Annotated in this window: 16 protein-coding genes; 4 read left to right on the plus strand and 12 right to left on the minus strand. The window is 47.7% G+C overall.

Going from position 1 to position 19,721, the window contains the following annotated elements; genetic code table 11:
* Nucleotides 1-24: 24 nt before the first annotated feature.
* The 3 genes from PAV_RS03490 (at nucleotide 25) to PAV_RS03500 (ending at nucleotide 5,063) form a co-directional block, all read left to right on the plus strand.
* Nucleotides 25-1,056: a ribonucleotide-diphosphate reductase subunit beta gene (locus PAV_RS03490; protein ID WP_193372981.1), complete on the plus strand. Its 1,032-nt coding sequence runs from the start codon at nucleotides 25-27 to the stop codon at nucleotides 1,054-1,056.
* Nucleotides 1,057-1,288: 232 nt separating this feature from the next.
* Entirely contained in the window at nucleotides 1,289-3,157 is a 1,869-nt protein-coding gene (locus PAV_RS03495) for a bifunctional metallophosphatase/5'-nucleotidase (protein ID WP_005543565.1), read from the plus strand.
* A gap of 316 nt (nucleotides 3,158-3,473) precedes the next feature.
* A complete protein-coding gene (locus PAV_RS03500; protein ID WP_005543566.1) occupies nucleotides 3,474-5,063 on the plus strand; it encodes an FAD-dependent oxidoreductase in 1,590 nt (529 codons plus the stop codon).
* A 252-nt stretch (nucleotides 5,064-5,315) separates the two neighbouring features.
* Here the strand turns inward: PAV_RS03500 and PAV_RS03505 are convergent, their stop codons facing one another.
* The 12 genes from PAV_RS03505 to PAV_RS03555 form a co-directional block, all read right to left on the minus strand.
* Complete coding sequence (locus tag PAV_RS03505) at nucleotides 5,316-6,056, minus strand: hypothetical protein (protein WP_005543567.1); 741 nt, start codon at nucleotides 6,054-6,056, stop codon at nucleotides 5,316-5,318.
* Nucleotides 6,057-6,068: 12 nt separating this feature from the next.
* The gene (locus PAV_RS03510) at nucleotides 6,069-6,290 is read right to left on the minus strand and encodes a hypothetical protein (RefSeq protein ID WP_005543568.1); all 222 of its coding nucleotides are present in this window, start codon (nucleotides 6,288-6,290) and stop codon (nucleotides 6,069-6,071) included.
* 462 nt (nucleotides 6,291-6,752) lie between these two features.
* On the minus strand, nucleotides 6,753-6,899 hold the full coding sequence (locus tag PAV_RS35825) for a hypothetical protein (RefSeq protein WP_238555731.1): 147 nt from the start codon (nucleotides 6,897-6,899) through the stop codon (nucleotides 6,753-6,755).
* Entirely contained in the window at nucleotides 6,896-7,645 is a 750-nt protein-coding gene (locus tag PAV_RS03520; RefSeq protein ID WP_005543571.1) for an extracellular solute-binding protein, read from the minus strand. The genes PAV_RS35825 and PAV_RS03520 overlap by 4 nt, the downstream gene beginning before the upstream one ends.
* A complete protein-coding gene (locus PAV_RS36790) occupies nucleotides 7,642-8,220 on the minus strand; it encodes an extracellular solute-binding protein (protein ID WP_005543573.1) in 579 nt (192 codons plus the stop codon). The genes PAV_RS03520 and PAV_RS36790 overlap by 4 nt, the downstream gene beginning before the upstream one ends.
* 48 nt (nucleotides 8,221-8,268) lie before the next feature.
* Entirely contained in the window at nucleotides 8,269-9,144 is an 876-nt protein-coding gene (locus PAV_RS03525; protein ID WP_051135074.1) for a carbohydrate ABC transporter permease, read from the minus strand.
* A 172-nt stretch (nucleotides 9,145-9,316) separates the two neighbouring features.
* A complete protein-coding gene (locus PAV_RS03530) occupies nucleotides 9,317-10,273 on the minus strand; it encodes an ABC transporter permease (protein WP_005543576.1) in 957 nt (318 codons plus the stop codon).
* A gap of 159 nt (nucleotides 10,274-10,432) precedes the next feature.
* Nucleotides 10,433-12,130: a response regulator transcription factor gene (locus tag PAV_RS03535; protein ID WP_005543579.1), complete on the minus strand. Its 1,698-nt coding sequence runs from the start codon at nucleotides 12,128-12,130 to the stop codon at nucleotides 10,433-10,435.
* Between the two features lie 103 nt (nucleotides 12,131-12,233).
* Complete coding sequence (locus PAV_RS03540; protein WP_005543581.1) at nucleotides 12,234-14,072, minus strand: cache domain-containing sensor histidine kinase; 1,839 nt, start codon at nucleotides 14,070-14,072, stop codon at nucleotides 12,234-12,236.
* A gap of 8 nt (nucleotides 14,073-14,080) precedes the next feature.
* A complete protein-coding gene (locus PAV_RS03545) occupies nucleotides 14,081-15,745 on the minus strand; it encodes an extracellular solute-binding protein (RefSeq protein ID WP_005543583.1) in 1,665 nt (554 codons plus the stop codon).
* A 137-nt stretch (nucleotides 15,746-15,882) separates the two neighbouring features.
* A complete protein-coding gene (locus PAV_RS03550) occupies nucleotides 15,883-17,361 on the minus strand; it encodes a methyl-accepting chemotaxis protein (RefSeq protein ID WP_040734922.1) in 1,479 nt (492 codons plus the stop codon).
* 91 nt (nucleotides 17,362-17,452) lie between these two features.
* The gene (locus PAV_RS03555) at nucleotides 17,453-18,010 is read right to left on the minus strand and encodes a hypothetical protein (protein WP_238555732.1); all 558 of its coding nucleotides are present in this window, start codon (nucleotides 18,008-18,010) and stop codon (nucleotides 17,453-17,455) included.
* Nucleotides 18,011-18,390: 380 nt separating this feature from the next.
* Between PAV_RS03555 and PAV_RS03560 the strand changes: the two genes are divergently transcribed.
* Complete coding sequence (locus PAV_RS03560; protein WP_005543589.1) at nucleotides 18,391-19,434, plus strand: LacI family DNA-binding transcriptional regulator; 1,044 nt, start codon at nucleotides 18,391-18,393, stop codon at nucleotides 19,432-19,434.
* Nucleotides 19,435-19,721 lie beyond the last annotated feature (287 nt).

Consider the following 19,721-nt stretch of genomic DNA (forward strand, 5'->3'; position numbering starts at 1 on the left):
CTCATGACATTGTTAGATCGCGAGCTGAGTCGTCAGCTCATCTTCAATACAGAAGCACCGAACAAGTCTACTCGTATTATTTTAGGGGAATGCTCCGGTATATTGAACTGGGACGATATCCGTATGCCGCATATGTATAAATTGTACAAAGTGCTTCTGCAAAATCATTGGATTGCAGATGAAATTCCAATGGCTAAGGATGCTCAGCAATTTCCGCTGCTGGATGAGCAAGAGAAGCATGCGTTCAAAATTAATATCTCGCTTCTAGCTGTGCTCGATTCCATGCAAACCATGTTCGTTGGTGATGTGAAGAACTATTTTACGGACTCCTCGCTTGAGGCCATCTCGGCTATCATTGCACAGCAAGAGGTCGTACACAATCAATCCTATTCCTATGTGCTGTCCTCGCTTGTGTCGGAGCAAGAACAGAAGGACATTTTCGAATATTGGAAGCATGACCGCGTGCTACTCGAACGGAACCGATTCATTGCCGACATTTATCAAACATTCCGGGATAATCCGACACCGCAGACGTTCTTTGAAGCGCTCGTTGCGGATTTGATTCTGGAAGGAGTTTTCTTCTATAGCACGTTCGCTTTCTTCTATAATTTGGCCCGAGATCAGAAGATGATGGCGACAAGCCAAATGATTTCGTACATTCAGCGTGATGAGAACCAGCACTGCTACTTCTTCGGCGAGGTATTCAAGCAACTGCTTGCAGACTTCCCAGAGCTGAACACCGATGCGAACCGCCAATTCGTATACAATACGATCGACCGTGCCGTACAATTGGAAACGAACTGGGCGCATTACACCCTTAAGCAGGTTCGCGGCATTGATCTGCGGGAGCTGTCGGATTACATTAAGCATATCGCGAACCGCCGCTTGAACTTGCTTGGCATGGAGAAACTGTATGAAGGCGTAGACGTGAACTGTATGCCTTGGATTAAGCCATTCTCAGATGAAGCCTTGAATGCGACGAAGACAGATTTCTTCGAAGCGAAGTCCCGAACTTATGGCAAGGTGGGAGACGACAACGGTTTTGACGAGCTATAAGTTACGTTCTAAGCTACGGCTTGATTTTTTCGGACTCCTACAAGAACCGCCACATCCTTCACAAGGGTGGAGGCGGTTTTCATTTTCTGCCTCTCGCATAGTCAAGCAGCTGAAATTTACAAATTCTTATGTTGCAGTTAATAATCTCCCAACCCCCATATCCTACGATACCTATATATCTCATATCTATTACATAGACATTTCAAATATGGAGCAAGCATGGAGGTCCGTTATGAACAAGAAAAAGCTAGGTACAGCAGCAGTTCTGACCACATTGATCAGCGCCCTATTTGCTGGATCATTATTCGCAGCACCATTGAATCCGATTAATCATGTGGATTGGATGCAGTCGAAGAGCTACATAACCGGGTCGAATGACGGTCTCGCACTCGATCGTCCCATTACGCTCGTTGAAGCAGTCGCGATGATTGCACGTGTACAGGACAAAGAAAGGGAAGTCAAAACAGTTGACCCCGCTATCAAGGGCTGGGCATCCAAAGCGCTCACTTGGGCAAAGCAGCAAAACGTCGTTGATGCAGTGCTGTGGAAGGAGCTTCACCATCCGGCAAATGCCGCTGCTCTTCAAGCTTTAGCGAAGAAGGCGGGACTGAACTTGGAGGTATCCGGTGATACCGTAACACGCGAAGCGTTCTTTACAGCCCTCGGTAATGCCATTACCACGCATATTACGATTGGACATACGAACGATACGCACGGACATATGCTGGAAGACGCCAAGGCCAAGGAAATGGGCTATGCCAAGCTGGCCACCTTAATGAAGGAACTGCGCGCGGAAAACCCGAATTCCATGGTGCTTGATGCTGGGGATATGATCCAAGGTACGATATACGTGAACCTGTCCAAAGGGGAAACCGCGACAAAGCTGGCAAATGCGCTTGGATATGACTTCATGGCTTCCGGCAACCATGAATACGATTTCGGCTACGAACAGCTTGCAAGGTTGACCAAAATATTCAAATTCCCTGTCCTTGCTGCGAACGTATTCGACGCACAAGGCAAGAACCTGCTGCAGCCGTACGTCATGAAGCAGTTCGGAGATAAGAAATTCGCCATCCTTGGCCTAGTAACCGCGGACACGCCGATTGTCACTCACCCAGACAACGTCAAAGGCTTGACGTTCAAGGATCCGATTGAAGTTGCGAAGGAATGGGTGCCGAAACTCCGCAAAGAAGCTGACCATGTCATCGTCCTCTGTCATACCGGGCTGTCTTATGACCGCGAAATGGCCAAGCAGGTTCCAGGCATCGATATCATCGTAGGCGGACATACGCATACACCGGTTGATCAGCCTGAACTCGTCAACGGCACGTATATTGTACAAGACTGGGAATACGCCAAGTCGCTTGGCCGAGTCGATCTCTACTACCATGGCAAGGATCTGGTTCATTTTTCAGGCGGACTGATCAAGTACGATGAAGCTACAAAGCCAGATTCAGAAGTGGCCGCGATTGTAGAATCATTGAAGAAAGAAACCGACACCCTGTTGAATGAAAAAATCGCTACTGCAAGCGTAGACCTTGACGGCGATCGCACCAGAGTACGGAAGCAGGAAACGATTATGGGCAACCTGGTTGCCGATGCGATGCTCTCTCGCACACGTACCATGCCTGGTTTCGAGGCGGATCTCGCTATTACGAACTCAGGCGGTATTCGCACAACGATTAGGAAGGGCGACATTACGAAGCGCAACCTGTATGATGTGTTGCCATTCCCGAACACGTTGGCCGTAATTGAAGTGAAAGGCAGTGAGTTGGTAGCAGCCTTGGAAAATGGCGTTAGTGAAATTGATGCCGGCTCTGGCCGCTTCCCGCAAGTTGCTGGCTTGTCCTTCTCCTTCGATATTAAAAAGCCAAAAGGAAGCCGCGTATCAGACGTGAAGGTTGGCAACAAGGCAGTAGAGGCTGACAAAACGTACCGTGTAGCTACGAATGACTTCTTAATCGCCGGAGGCGACGGTTATGCCATGTTCAAAGATAAGAAGTCACTGGACACTGGCGTTACCCTATATGAAGTCGTAGAACAATACTTGAAAGAAAAGAAAGATATTACAGCGAAAACCGAGCAACGCATTAAGCAGTAATGGCATAATTACGAATTCTATATGGCATGACAAAATCCCCCCGAAATAGACACGCTTGCGAGCACCCACCTCTTCTCGCGTAGCGTGTCTTCTTGTATCGACCAGTATCAATCTCCGTGCTTCTTTCCCTTACCTATATAGGGTTTATCCATTCTTATGCATATCTTGCTCCTATCCCATTCCTAAGCATCTATCGTGTCAAAAAGTATTCAAACTACCAACAATAGCAATCAAATTATATGGGATAGGTATTGTTTCTTCCCTATACTAAATGGTGTAAATAATAATTGGAAAATATTTCGAAGGAGCTGATCGAATGTCACCCTCACCGAAATACGAGAAGCATGCCGACCTCATTATCATTGGAGGAAGCATGGGAGGCTGTGCAGCTGCGCTCTCTGCTTGCCGTTTAGGCAAGACAGTCATTCTTACGGAAGAAACCAGCCGTATCGGCGGTCAATTGACAAGTCAGCTTGTCCCGCCAGACGAGCATCCGTGGATAGAGCAGTTCGGCTGCACGCAGACGTACAGACAATTACGCAACGAAATACGTCGCTACTATCGGGAGTATCTACCCCTATCTATGAAGGCGCGGTTGAATCCGGAGCTGAATCCTGGGAGCGGCCTCGTAAGCCGTCTCTGCCACGATCCGCGTATCGCGCTGTTCGTATTGGAATCGATGCTGTTCCCTTATGTGCACAATGGGCAGCTCACGATGATTACACAATGCCAGGCTACGAGTGCAGAAGTTGATGGCGACCGCATCGCAGCAGTAACCGTTCAAGATGCGGAAGGCAACTCCATTCACCTGACAGGTTCCTACTTCCTTGATGCAACCGAGTGTGGGGATCTGCTCGCTCTCTCAGGCACAGAATACGTTACGGGTGCAGAATCCCAGCGTGATACGGATGAGCCGCATGCTGTATCCGGGGATCCTCAGCCGCAAAATATGCAAGGCTTCACCTACTGCTTCGCTGTTGATTACATGAAGGATGAAGATTATACAATTCCAAAACCGGAACGCTATGATTTCTGGAGCCAATATCGACCTTCGTTCTGGCCGGATCGCTTGTTAAGCTGGACTGCGGTCAAGCCAACAACGCTGGAGCCGATCACCTATTCCCTCTTTTGGGAAAAAGGGAAGTTTCCGCTATTCCACTATCGGCAAACTACGGATCCTTCCCTGTTCGATGTATCTTCAGGAGTGCTTCCAACGCCAGTGTCCGTCATCAATTGGCCGCAAAATGATTACTGGCTTGGCTCGATTATTGATGTCAGCGAAGAAGAGAAGCAGCGCCATCTATTCGATGCAAAGCAGCTTAGTCTGTCATTACTGTACTGGGTGCAAACAGAGGCGCCTCGCCCAGACGGAGGCGCAGGCTATCCTGGGCTGCGATTGCGGCCCGACATCGCCGGCACGGCAGATGGATTTGCAATGTATCCCTATGTCCGGGAATCCCGAAGAATACAGGCGGAGTTCACCGTATTGGAGCAGCATGTTGCTACTGATTGCCGCCCCGATAAGACCGCTGAAATTTTCGCTGATTCCGTAGGCATTGGCTGTTATCGAATTGACCTCCATCCTTCAACCGGAGGCGACAACTATATCGATATTTCTTCTTTACCGTTCCAAATACCATTGGGCAGCTTGCTCCCGGTTCGCATGAACAATCTGATACCAGCCTGCAAAAATATCGGCACTACTCATATTACCAACGGCTGCTATCGCTTGCATCCGGTCGAATGGAACATTGGGGAAGCTGCCGGCGCCTTGGCTGCATATGCGCTGAATCAAGGAATATTGCCGCGTGCTGTAAGAAGTGACGCGCAGCACCTTGCCGCATACCAGCAGCAGCTCAAGCAGCTCGGCATTGTACTGCAATGGCCTTCTACAAGACCTGTATAAGCAGCCAAGGAAGAATCGCATCGGTTCTTCCCGCAGCATAGGAACCAGGACTTAATCAACCTAATGACATAAATAAAAGAACCCTCCAGAATTCAAGTTTTGGAGGGTTCTTTTATTTAAATAATTTTGATATTATTGGCTTAAATTGGGAAAAAGAGGCAGTTATGGACTAGAGTTTCTTTTTGATACTTATGGTGGTCTTATCTTTTATTATCTTCATCCGAGTCCCCAGAAGGCCAGCCAACCTCTTTATTAATTATATTCTTCGACTGGACCACAACGATAAGGTTGGCAAACCTGAATTGTCGAAGCAGTATCAATAAATTCAGTATAATCATGATATTTATAATAGTGGTGGTCTTTCCTAATGGTTAAAATCGCATAATAATCACTTGGCCTATCTTCTTTAGTGTATGTTTTTGTTATCCAATAGGCTCTCTTTGCCTCCAGAGAAAGATAATAACCACCAACACTTACAAGTACTCCTAATATTTTTCCACCTACAGGTCCGCCTATAAAAGAAGCAAGTACACCTGCTATTGCAGAGGCAGTGGCATATTCTATCTCAGTCGAATTCTTTTCTGCTCCTTTATATTCAAAACCATCTGCTGCTATCTGTGCATCAGCAAAAAAACCATTTTCTTCTTGAATGGGTTCAACTTCTTTAATTGCATAATTCACTTGTCCGGTTTGCAGGTTTTCATACTTTACTTTATTATCATCTACTTTTGTGATTTTCAACTCTTCTTTTCCATTTGAATCTGTTGCAATATAGTAATTGTCGTATTGAAATAATGTAGAACCATCTGTAAAAGTGACAGAATTACTGGTTGTGCTTTCAACTAAGTCTAAGAGGCTTTTAGCTTGATCTATTTGTGATACTGGCAGTGGAGATTGTAAATTTTCCCGATCCTGAGCGAAGGCTGGAATTGAAATGGATGTAGAGAGCAGAACTCCTGCAAAAAATGTTTTGGCAATTTTTGATTCTATCATTTTTTCCTCCATTCATTCTTTTTCATTCTTTCTTTTTCTGAAGAAATCGAACAAATCGAACTTGATGACATAATCAAAGAGGAAGGTAATTACAACAGCTCCAAGTGGAATCATTGAGTATACCCATAGCGGATTATTTGGAGCTTCACCAGGGGGTGCATCAGTTAAAATCACAAAAAGGACAATACAATAAATTATGGCCAATACAATACCTGTTACATTTCTATTTTTCATAGCTGTATTTCACCTCGGATTCACTTAAGAAATTCAAAGTATTGTAAATAAAGTATAACACTGCCCAACAAAAAAATGGAATAGTTTCTATCTTTTTCAGTGGCGATATTTGTTCTTATATGTACCAAAGCTGGGATTTTGTGCAACAGCCCAGCCCCCAGGCCGCCGTATTCGGCCAAATTCAGCCTTGGGCGGCGATTTCGCTTCCGTGGAACATCAAAAAAACGGGCGAATCGCAACATTTACGATCTCTCGTTTTCTTTGTATTTCTTTGATTCATGTATTAATCCATTTTCCTTCAATGAATGAAATCACTTCTTCGGTCGATGAACTTCCTTCCCCATCGAATTCTCGTTCACATCGTGAGGACACAGTAATAAGCTTCCCCAACCATAAAAGGGGATGGCCCTTGAATCTCGGGCCATCCCCTTTGCTTGTGTACACAGGTCTCAGTTTTCATGTTTAACGCTTCGCATACCACTCATTTGCTGCCTTCACCATATCCGCGCCACCCTGTGCATGCCATTCCGCAAGGAACTGGTCATAATTGTCGAGCGATTCCGTTCCGCTAATATAATTAATGAACGTATCTTCTTGATATTTGTTCAAGCGCTGTACGTTTTTCGAAATATCCGGCAGTGGAGGTGCCGAGCCAAGCGGATCGGAGACCAGCAAGCCCTCCGCATTTTTTGGAATGTGTTGAAATAGCTTTCTACGAATGGGTTCTTCTTCAATCTAGCCTGCCAATAAATCGGATAGTTCTTCTCATCTACTCCCGTCAAGAAGGCGCTTGCATTTGTGCGCTCATCCGAGAACTTAGGCATAACAGGCGAGTAAGATCCGTTCTCATACTTGTGGTGCACTCCTTCCTCACCAATGGCAATGCCTTTAAAAATATCCTTGTCGAACTTCATGTCGAGCCACTTTATCGCATCTTCCTTATGCTTCGCGAACTTCGGAATTGCAATGTAGTAATTAATTGTATTGCCCGGCGTTCCAACGCGCGCCTTACCTGATTTGTCCTTCAATACAGGCACGATCGCAAGCTTCGCATTTGGGAAGTTCTTTGCAACGGCATTCTCCAGGTTCGGTGCAATCCACCATCCCGGACTGTACATCGCAGCCTTGCCGCTAGCCATCTTCTCTATCGATTTGTCCGCCGTATTAATGCCCCACTCCGAGTCAATAAGTCCCTCTTTGTACAGTGTATTCATAAACTTCAAGTATTCCTTCATCTCCGGAGTCTCTACAGCATGAATGATTTTACCATCCCGCTCCAGCCATGGTGTCGTTAAGCCAAATACACTTGCGATGTCAGGATGTACAGGAACCTTGCCCCCTGTCAGGGGTATCACATTCTTTTTTCCTTAAATGCGCGCAGCACCGTTACCAGCTCATCTAAATTCGTTGGCATCTTCAAGCCCAGCTCATCCAGCCAATCCTGACGAACTACGAGGGCATTGGATGAGGTTCCGCCTCCGCCCGTTTCAGGAATTGCGTAAATTTTGCCGTCATAGCGGGCGCCGTCCCAGGATTCCTTGCTGATCACCTGCTTCATGTTTATTCCGTACTTCTCGATCAGATCATCCAGCGGCTCTAGCGCACCGGACGATACAAGCTGATAATATTGAGCTGACGCCAGCTTCATTACATCATAAGATTCCTTATTTGCCATGAGCAGGTTCAGCTTCTCGTCTGCATTCTCCGCCGGAAGCATCTCATACTTGACCGTATATCCTGTCTTCTCCTTCAAGTATAGGGCGACCGGATCACCGTTCGGCTCAAAGCGATCGAACTGCATCAGCTGTCGCAGTTGCTTGCCTCCTTCCCCTTCTTCCGCACCTTTCCCTGATCCCCCGCTGTTACAGCCAAGAAGCGATAATACCATAACGATTGAAATAATCGAGAACCAAATCTTTTTCTGTTGCATGAACATACCTCCACTCTTTTTGATATCCCCCGCAATTTCTTCATGGCGTCACCCTTTTACAGAACCGATCAGTACCCCTTTCACGAAATACTTCTGCAGAAACGGATACACAAGCAAGATAGGCAAAGTAGCGACAAGAATCGAAGCAGCCTGAATGGCCTGAGGCGTCGTATTCATGACAGCATCAATGTTGGTCACATGGCCGCCATCCTGATACGTAATATTGGAATGTGCAAGCAGCTCCTTCAAGTATAATTGCAGCGGCTTCAGTTCTGCGGTGTTGATGTAGATCATCGAGGCAAAATAATCATTCCAGAAACCCACTGCAAAAAAAAGCGCAATGGTTGCGAATACCGGCAATGATAATGGAACGGTAATGCGAAATAAAATCGTCAGATTAGAGGCCCCATCCATTTTGGCGGATTCCTCAAGTTCATCAGGCAGCGATTCAAAGTAATTTTTAATAATAAGCATATTGAACACGCTAATCATGCTCGGCAAAAAGAGCACCCACAGCGTATCAATCAAGTTCAGCCGCTGCATCAGCAAATACGTGGGAATAAGGCCGCCGCTGAACAGCATCGTGAAGACATACATCAAAATGAAGAACTTGCGTCCGCGCAGGCGAGGCTTAGACAAGGGGTAAGCAGCTAATGCAGTCATGAGCAGACCCATAGCTGTGCCCGCTACCGTAATCGTGACTGATACGAGAAAGGCATTCATAAATTGAGAGTCGTTCAATACATATAAGTACGTACCGAACTGAATGTCTACCGGGAATAAGGATACACTCCCTGACATGACCGCCTCCTCACTGCTGAGCGACTTGGCAAGCAAATTAAGAAACGGGAACAATGTCGTCCAAGAGATAAGGGCAAAAAAGAGATAGTTCAGCACATGGAAGATTCGTTCTCCGACCGACATACGAATTGCGCTTCCCGTTCTTCTTCCCGCAGTCAATGAATGTCTCACTTTATGCCAAACCTCCTTTCTTCATGCATTCATGTTCAATAGTGTGATAAGTCGACCATTCAACCCCACAGAATTTGGAGTTTTTGATCATCTGCAGCCGCTTCTATGCTAACCAGCTTCTTCTTTACCAGATTCCTCGATTCAGGAAGCGGCGGCTCAAATAATTCCCGCCAATGATCAATACGAAGCCAACGATAGATTCGAACAGCCCCACAGCGGCAGAGAAGCTGTAATTCTGCTCGCCTAAGCCTGTGCGATATACATAGGTGCCTATGACATCCGACACGTTGTAAACGACAGGATTGTACATGACGAGAATTTGCTCCGTTCCGGCCTCCAAAATATTGCCTAGCCGCAGGATGAACATCAGCAAAATGACGGGAACGAGCCCTGGCAGCGTAATATGCAAAATCTGCTTGAACTTGTTCGCCCCATCGATCTTCGCTGCTTCATACAGTTGCGGATCAATAGAGCTTAACGCAGCCAAATATACGATGGTGCCCCAGCCCGCTTCTTTCCACCCTGCCGTTCCGACGAGCAGCCAGCGGAAGACACTGTTGTCGAGGAAGAACTTGATCGGCTCTCCTCCCAGCCATTCGATCATCCGGTTCACAAGCCCCCCATTGATAGACAGCAGATCCATGAACAGCCCGCTCACGATAACCCAAGACAGGAAGTGCGGCATGTATATAATCGTTTGTACCGGGCGCTTGAACCACATTTTCGTCAACTCATTCAGCAGGATCGCAAGCACAATCGGCAGTGGAAAGAGAAGTACGATTTTCAGAACCGAGATTACGATCGTATTCCAGAACACCTGTGCAAACTTCGGCGATTGAAACAACCGTTCGAAATGCGCGAATCCTGCCCAAGGACTCTCCTCAATCCCGCTAAAAATGTTGAAATCCTGAAAAGCAATCACGACGCCATACATTGGTGTGTACTTGAACAGGAGAAGAAAGGCGATTCCAGGCAAAAGCGCAATGTATAAGTCCCAATCCTTTCGAATGTCGCTCCACAGCTTCCGCCTGTACGATCGCGAAGACGAGCGAGGAGCATTGTCCAATTCCAGCCTATCCATAGCTCCCATCCTTTCTGTGGCATGAACACTTGGCATGCATTCTTTGCTGTATCTGCTTCTAGCCTACGGTATCCATCCTCATTCGAACACGGGAGAGCCATGACTTCTTCTGGTAAAATGATTTCCAAGCGCAGGGCAAGAGCAGCTAACTACACACCTTTATCCCCGTTTCCAATCACTAGGCGTAACTCCCCAATATTTGCGGAACACCTTCGTAAAGTAGCTCACATCGCGGAAACCTGCCGCTTCCGCCGCTTGATAGACCCTCTCCCCTTGAAATAGCGCCTCCTTCGCTCTCTCCATACGGCGCGTAAGCAAATAGGAAGAAAAGGGCTGATCCATCTCCTGCTTGAACAGCCTGCTCAGATATGAAGCATTGATATACAGCCGATCGGCCACGTCCTGCAAAGTCAGCTCGGTGTGAAGCTCGCTTTCGATCAGTTCCTTCACCTCCGCGACCAAGCGATTTCCGCTGCGCCTGCGCACCATACTGGCTTCCATACTCATTCGCCGCATAACACGCCGTATCCACTCACTCCATTCCTGCTTTGTCCGCAGTTCAGCTGTATGACGGAACCATCTTGCATCCTCTCCCATAACTTCCGACATCGACCAGCCCTGCTTGCGCAGCCAGATCATGATCCACGATTGCAGATACATCGTCTGTTCCTTGAACGCCTCTGCCTCTGGAATGGCGCATACCGCCGTGATCCAAGCCTCTGCCTGCTCCATGGCAAGCTGTTCTTCCGCCGTGTTCCAAGCGATGTCTAAATCACGTTCCCATTGCTCGCTACAGATCGCGACGGATGAGGATTTTCCCTGAGCAGCAATTCTATGATTGCGGTACGGAATTACAATATCGCCCCCATGAACAAATCTCTGACTAAGCGCAAACTCCGCTTCCTTATATAGCCGCGGTACATCAACGAGCCCTCCACACCCCGAACTAATGCCGGCACTGGCTGTCAGCTTTAAGGAAGTCTTAATATATTCCAGCATCTTGCCTGCCAGCGCATGAATCCCAATCATCATATCTCCGTCTGACATCCCGCCAAGGCTGGCCGTCGATTGCGCAGCTTCTGTCATAATGCTACTGCCGCCGTCCTCAGGTTCAGGGCCAGATACAGATGGGTAACGAAATAAGAGGGCCAGCGGCCTGCCTGCCTCACGACAAATATGTATAGAACCATACTCTATTCCCGTCATCGCCTCCTCCACAACTTGGCCAACCGCAAAATGCATCAATCCGCGATCCCCGCCGAATGCTTGTACCCGTTCCTCTGGATAGGGATCGGGATCGATCACCATCACGACGTAGCGTTCATTGTTCTTTAAAACGACGCCGAGCTCTGCCATGCGTTCCATAAATGCCGCTGTCGACAAGCTCCCCTCCATCCCTTGCCGCAATATGCGCTGACGCAACACCGGCAGGTGGCTGTTCCATTGCTGGCGCAGCATGTCATAATCATGCTTGCGCTGAATATCCTGACGCCGCTCAGAGACAGCACTCGCAACCGCCTGCAGGATAGCATCCTGACCCGCCGGCTTCAGCAAATAATGCTTCACGCCCATAGATAGCGCTTCTTGAGCGTATGGGAAATGATCATGGCCGCTGAGCACCACCGCTTTTACCTCGGCATTCCATTCCAGCGCTTGCCTTACCAAGGATAAGCCATCTCCGTCCGGCAATTGGATGTCCACCAGCATAATGTCCGGCCGCTTCAACTGCATCCAGCGCTTCCCTTCCTCTGCCGTAGCCGCTGCCGTCACTTCTGTGATGCCTGCCCGCTCCCAAGATATCAGTTCAGTCAAGCTATGACGAAGCCGCAGTTCATCCTCTACAATTAATAAATTCATCTCTTGCTTCCTCCTTCCATACCGAGTGCGAAACATGGTGATCTATCTAGTATCAATTGATCGTGAATTCGATAATTCAACATAGCCTAGCCGTAATGCCTGATTAACCTGCTGCTTCTGTCCAAACTCCGGCTCTACTCTTGTACGGCTCTGACAAAGGGAGAACGAGCGTTACGGTTGTTCCTTCCCCCGGTACGCTGGAAATATGGATATGCGCTCGAGGCCCGTAATTTAGGCGCATTCGTGCCGCAACATTGCGGAGCCCGTATCCAGACCCTGCTTGATTGCTCACCTTTAGCCCCTGCTCTGTCGGCTCCCGCAATACAGCAGACAGCTCCGCTTGCAAACGCAAGCTTACGTCCTCTGTCATACCGGTTCCCGAATCGATAATGGCAATGATGAGGCATCGTCCCCCTTCTTTTTCTTCGACACGCACCGCAATCCGCAGCAGCATCTCCTCTGCTTGTGATGATTTCTCCAACCCATGGATGATTGCATTTTCCACGACCGGCTGCACAAGCAGCTTCACAAGGGGAATTCCTTCTGCTTGCGGTTCGACTTCATACTCGATGCGGAATAGATCCATAAAACGGATTTGCTGAATACGTATATAAGCATGCAAATGCTCCAGACATTCCTTAACAGTGAGTACATCTCTGCCTTTGCTTAGGCTTAATCTGAAAAACCGCGACAAATGAAGCACCATCTCGGAAATATCCTCCGCCTCTGCGTGCTGAGCCATCCAATATATCGAATCTAGTGTGTTATATAAAAAGTGAGGATGAATTTGAGATTGAAGCAGCTTCAATTCTGTATTGGCTAGCCGCAGGCTCTGTTCGTAGTGATCATGAATGAGGTGTTGCTGCTGCGATGCCATGTGATTGAATAAGTCCGTGACGAGACCGAATTCATCCTGCCGATTTGAGTTCAGCCTGACATCTAGTTTGCCAATCGTAATTGCTCTCATGCCGCGAGCAAGCTTCCGCATAGGAGCCGCAATGCTCGTATAGATGCTGTAAGCCATGACCAGCGCCAGCACAATGCTTAGTACGATCATGAACACGGCGTAATATTCCAGTTGATAGGACTGTGCGAACAGCTTCTTTTTGGGCTGAGACAGTGTAAGCGTCCATCCGTAGTAAGGCGAGGCAGCTTGGATCAGCACATGATCGCTTGCTTCCGCGCGGCTCATGTAATCTTGATACGACTGGGGGCGTTCAGCCGTCCCTGTTACCCATTTCCCATCTGCCGTATACAGATGAAGTTCGGCCTGCGGCGAGGGTGTAACAGAACGTATATATTGCTGTAAGCGCGCCATGTTCAAGCTAATAATCAGTGCATGCCGTTCCCGGTTCGGGTTGTAAATATCCATCGCCCGCACAACCGCCAGACTATCTGCGCCGAATGCCTGCCCGAACGGCTTTCCCGCTCCGATTCGTTCATCCGGTTGGATGAATACGATGCCTGTTCCCATTCCATTCAGCAACTGGCGCAGCCAAATGCGGTCATTTGCGCGATCAACGGGCAGCACACCATGCAGTGTGGAAATCACCGAATTGGAATGGTCGTGATATACGGCAATTTGTGAGAACATTGGATGAATCGACAAGAAGTTGGACAGCTTATGCTTCATGTCCGCGAAAGCCATGATATCATTCCCCTTCAGCTCCCGCTTGGCGTGCGTAAGCGCCTCGTTCATCTCCGTATCGGTTGATAACATTGCGGACAGCTCTTCCACGTTCTGCAGCACGAGCTCAATGTTGTCCATTAGCGCATGCATCGCACTTTCTGTACGAGCGGTCGTTTCGGATAACAGCAGCTCCTGAGAACGCTTGTTGGAGAACCATCCGGTCAGCAGCAAGGGAATAAGAATTAGCACGAAATAAATGGTCAGGCGCCACTGGATCCGCTGACGAATTTGATTGCGTACATATTTCAGCATAGTCGCAGTTACCTCCCGCCTTCTTGATTACGCCCAGAATGCCCATTGTAGGGCTGGCTCTGATTGTTCATCTGATTCCAGCTAAAGTGATACCAGTCATTGGCTTCTTTCGTCATTTCTCGTCCGCCTTCATCCATCCATTCCGATACATACCTCTCGAAGTCTTCCAACGGTCGATTGCCAAGTATGATGTCGATGAGCATGTCATTCTTTTTCAGCAAAAGCGGAGCATATCGAGTCATAGCTGGTGTGGGCAAGGAACGGAAAGCACTTGTTCGTGCATTTATGGAAGCAAAGCGAAGATTATCGTACAGACGGTATCCAACACCTAGTGAGTCAAGCCGGGATTGGGTATAAGCCTCATCTGGAATATCTGCCAAATTGGCATAAAGTCCGCGATAATGATGCTGAGTATGACGTTCCATATCGGTTACACGCTTCCCATTTTCCCACCTCCATACCTCTCCTTCGATTCCCAGCTTGAGCGTATCACGTCCCTCTCCGGCAATATAGTTAAGCAGTTGCAGCACTTCTACCGCGTGCGAGCTGGAAGCAGGTATAACCTGATAGCTACGGACTGGCGGCAAGGCGTAGGTCCCGCTTCCACCCGGCCCCTTGGGGAAGGGAATCGAAATCCATTCTGCCCGCGAATCTCGGGCCTTGCTCTTCTCCAATACGCTGCGGGTATCGTACCACGTCCCTGTGAACAGCCCCAGCTTTCCATCGATTACCTGCTTCTCTATACCACGCTGCGTTTGAATCGGGAAGAGCGGATCAGCGAGTCCCTCCTGCACCATCGTTCGCATAAAGGCAAGTGCTTCTTTCATCTCTGGCTGCACATTAGAGTAAACCAATTGACCATTACGCTCCATCCATTGATCAAGCTGTACCCCAAAAGCGCCGAACCAAGGAGAAGTGCGCCCCAACTCCTCGATAAAGCTGATACCAAATGTATCGTGTAAACCATTGCCGTCTGGATCAAGCAAAGTGAAGGCGCGCATCACACTCATCATCTCCGCAAGTGTAGTCGGTGGTGTAAGCCCCAATCGATCCAGCCAATCCTTGCGAATATACATCATTTCCAATCCTTGACCCTCATGCAGACTCGGGATAGCATAGACTTGCCCGTTAAAGGACACCTGCTCCCATATGTCAGGCGGTATGCGCTCCTTCAGCTTTGGCGCATATCGGGTAATCAATTGGTCAAGCGGCGTCAGCATTTGCTTGCGGGCATAGTACGATACCCAATTCGCATCTGCAATACTAATCAGATCTGGCGTATGATTCGACATCATCATGACTCCGACACGATCCTCATATCGATGCGAAGGGGGAATGATCATCTCTACGCGCAGGCCCGTCTTGGCTTCGATCTTGGATAAATACGGATTGTCATTCTCCGTAAACGGTTCAGGAAAGCCTATGCCAAGGCTGTTCAAGACAACTGTCACTTTAGGCAGCAGGGATCTCTGTGCCGCAAATTCAGACTGGGCAGTCCCCCCACTGCACCCGACCAGTACGAACAGGCATGCAACAAGAATTCCTGTCATTCTGATGGTACCCCTGTAGGGCAGCATCGTTCGCTGAACGACTGCGGCCCAGTTATTTGTAAGCGTATACAACAAATTGTTTATTTTTATCTTTCTTCTAACACCCATCTGCTGATTGTCCAATAGGTTCTTACCTCCCCTTTTTATACAATCCGCTTTTAGTACCTGCCTGCTGAGGCTAGTACTTTGCCGCTTTCCCTTAATCATACAGAAAAGGCCTATCAGATTGTATTCTCTGATAGGCCTTTTTTTCCATTTGTTTATTCTTCTTCAGACAAACGCTTCAAATCACTCACATGCTTGTCCAACCGGTTATACCCCTCGACCAGTACCTGAATATCCATATGCTGCTGCTCCATATTCGCCAATACCTCTTCGACAGAGGCCATGTGCTCCTCCGTGCTGTTCGTAATCGTAACAACACCTTGTGCCATATTGGAATACTGTGTCTGGAGGTCACGAACCGCCTCATGCATCGCTTCCGATTGACGGTTCACCTGATCGGTATTGTCCGTGATCGTGCGCATAATCTGCTCCACTTGCCCCGTAGCCTCTACACTCGATTTCACTGCAGATTGACCGCGCTGTACTTGCTCTGCCGCGACACTAATCTGAGCTTGTATCGCTTCCAGTATCGACGCAATATCCTCTGTCGCCTTCTTCGCATGATCAGCCAGCTTGCGTACTTCTCCCGACACAACTGCGAAGCCCTTGCCGTGCTCGCCTGCGCGAGCCGCCTCAATCGCCGCATTCAGGGACAGTAAATTCGTTTGTGCAGAAATATCACTGATTGTGCTGACGATGTTACCAACCTGCTCAGTCTGTGCATTCAAAGCATCCATAACCTGTACGGTCTGTTCCACTGTGCGCTTCACCCGATCAATCTCTCCGACAAGGGTATCGATTTGACCGCTGCCCTGTTCCGCCAATTGCAGAGTAATCGCTGCTACCTGCTCCAATTGATTCGTCCCAGTTGCTACGTGGCTAACTGAACGCTCCACAGATTCGACAGAGCTGCCGATGTGCTGCAAGCTAATCGTCTGCTCCTCAATGCCAGCAGATATTTGCGCGAATGTCTCCGTAACCTCGCGAGAGATTGCTCCTGTCGACTCCGCACGCAGCTTCTGCTCATGACTGAATTCATTAAGCATCGTAACAGAAGACTGAATTTGGCCGAGCAGTCCAACGGCCTGCTCCTTCGACTTCAATGCTTCCGTTCCCCGCTCTACGACTTGGCGCTGCAAATTCTGACTGAACACAGCAGAGGCGCTGAGCGCAATCGTAACGAAGAGCAGATACATAAGCAGGTACAGAAGCGGTTCCCGCGTGAACAGCTTCTCATGCAGGAAAGGATCATAGAACAGATACACCGTCATCAGCATGCTGACAACTCCAGTGAATACGATAGGACGATAGTTCTGATATAAGGTCATTAAGCTGATGACGACATAGAACAACAAGTACGTGCTTAATATCGGATTCGGATCCGACTTCATCAATAGTAGAACGAGAGAACACAGAAATACCGGAATCAGATACATCACATACTTTACACCAATGCGCTTGTAGGTTAAAAACGTCGCTAACCCGCAGGCAACTGCACCAAAACCAATTAGCACATAAAGCATCGTACCGACAATGCCCGCAGCCACGTCTCCGATGATGCCGATTGCAAGCATTGTCCATATGATCTTGACAAACAACCGATTGCGCCTGTCAAGAATCGTTAGTTCATTCACGCCATCTACCAACTTTCTATGTATCGAGTGATCGTAGTTAACGGCTTGTCCGGCTGATTCCGTTAACTTCCCTGCCTACTAAATATATCGGTTAACAAGTGACGGGAGTTGAGCTTCCCCCTACTTGTTCCTGTTCTGAAATGAACCAGTCAAACTTTGCAGGATTTCGCCATATTTCCCCCACGTGAATAAGGGTAGGAACTACGTCATCTCCCTTATAAAATGTCTTCTTTCCAATCTTTCGCATAGGAACATGGAAGGATACGCGCAATGCTCGGGCGAATACCGGCTCCAGCAAACATACGCAATGCACAATACCATGCTTGTGCGAATAATGGACAATCGAAGAGAGCAGGCGGTCAATATTATGACCACGATACTCTTTCAACAATGCTACCTTGTCCACTTCCGCCACCTGTTCTGGGGCGTTCATCACCTCCGGTTGTTCGGCAAACGGCGCAACTTCTTCAAGCTTACATGACCTCTCTCTATACAGCGTCAGCTCGAATGTGCCTACAGCCATGCCTGCTTCGTTAAAGACAATGACTTGCTCCAACGGATGCGCTGATGACTCCAGCTCGAAGCCCTTCTCTTTCCAGACCGTAGTCCAAATGGATCGATACAGCTGCAATTGTTGTTCGCTTTTCACCGAAATGTGCATCTCCCTGTAACTCCTTTGTATGTATGTAAATATTTATGTATTCTTGTTATCGGTCACAGGTAAATCCATAATTAAATTGAAAGTATTATAAGCGTTGAAAACAGAAAGGTATTTTCTGAAATCTATACGTCTAATTTCCATTGTAAAAACGTTCGTCCCTTATGCCAACTCTTCTATTTAAAATTCGTACTAATGTCCCAATTTTATATGAATATTTACTCATATTTTAATTAAATTCATTTGGTATTGACTTTCATTTGTTCATCTTCATACTTGCAACTTTACATTTGTCATAAATGTAAACCTCCTATATACTTGTAACAACGTTAACTTAGACGCAATTCAATCGTAATCGGAGCGATGCATAGATGTCACAATCCAAAGTAACTCAACAACATATTGCCGACGCGCTGAATTTATCTCGCAATACGGTATCGAAGGCACTGAAGAACGACCCCAGCATGCGCGAGGATACGAAGCGCCGTATTATGCAAAAGGCCGTTGAGCTCGGCTATACAAAATTCCATCAGCTCGAGGCAGACGAGGATACTATTCGTTCGGCCAATCGCATCGTATCCTTGCTTACTCATTCGGATTATATGGGCAACCATTATTGGTCTACCTTTATAAAAGGATTGAATACAACATTAAAAGAAGCTGGCTATTCACTCGCGATGACAATTATTGATATAGAAGAGGAACGTGAACAAAAACTGCCTTCCCTGTTCGCACAGCAAAAGCCTGCAGGTGTCATTATGATCGGGCCCTTCCTGCGCGAGTATTATGAGCTTATTGAGCGTTCCGACATTGCTTCGCTATTCATCGACACGCACGCTGACTTTAACTTCGGCATGCTGGGCAGCGATGTTATGCTCGTGGACAACGCATACAGTGTATATGCCCTCACCCGAGATCTCATTGCACGTGGACATAAGGAGATTGGGTTCGTAGGCGATATCGGCTCTTGCCTCAGCTATCGAGAGCGCTGGGAAGGCTTCAAGCGTGCAATGAATGAGGCAGGAATAGCCCTCAACGAATCCTGGTGCATTATCAATTCCATGAAGCGACATTATTTTAATGAAGAAGAATTGACAGCAGCTTATTCTCAAATGAAGCATAAGCCATCTGCATTTGTATGTGTGAATGACAACATTGCCGTCGATTTCATGCAGATCGTAAAAGGCAGCGGCATGCGTGTACCTGAAGATATCTCTATTACCGGATTCGACAACATTGCAGAATCCATGCTTGTTCATCCATCCATTACGACCGTGCATGTGCCTAAAGAAGAGCTGGGAATGCGCGCTGGAGAGCAGATTGTATGGCGCATTAATCACCCGCACCGGCCGAAGGAACTGATTCGCATTGGAGTGAACCTGGAATGGCGCGATTCAGTGCGCAATTGGACGTAGTTTACATTTGCACACTATGTAAAGAATAATGACATCATTTTGCACATCAGTTTGCATGGAAAATGCACAATAATCACTTGACATTGTAACCTTTGTGTTTTACTCTTTAGGTATTCGGAAACGCTGTCATCGCGTTCTGTGAAACAATGATACATGCTGTATCAAACCAGTCAGTTGACACTGTACACGACATCAATAAAGAACAAGGCTCTCACCTATTCTTTTGGTCTCAACTTCCGTCTCCTGCACCTGAACAGCATAGGTTCCATACTTAATTACGTAAAGCG

Origin of the sequence: Paenibacillus alvei DSM 29 (assembly GCF_000293805.1) — a bacterium.
GTDB lineage: Bacteria > Bacillota > Bacilli > Paenibacillales > Paenibacillaceae > Paenibacillus_B > Paenibacillus_B alvei.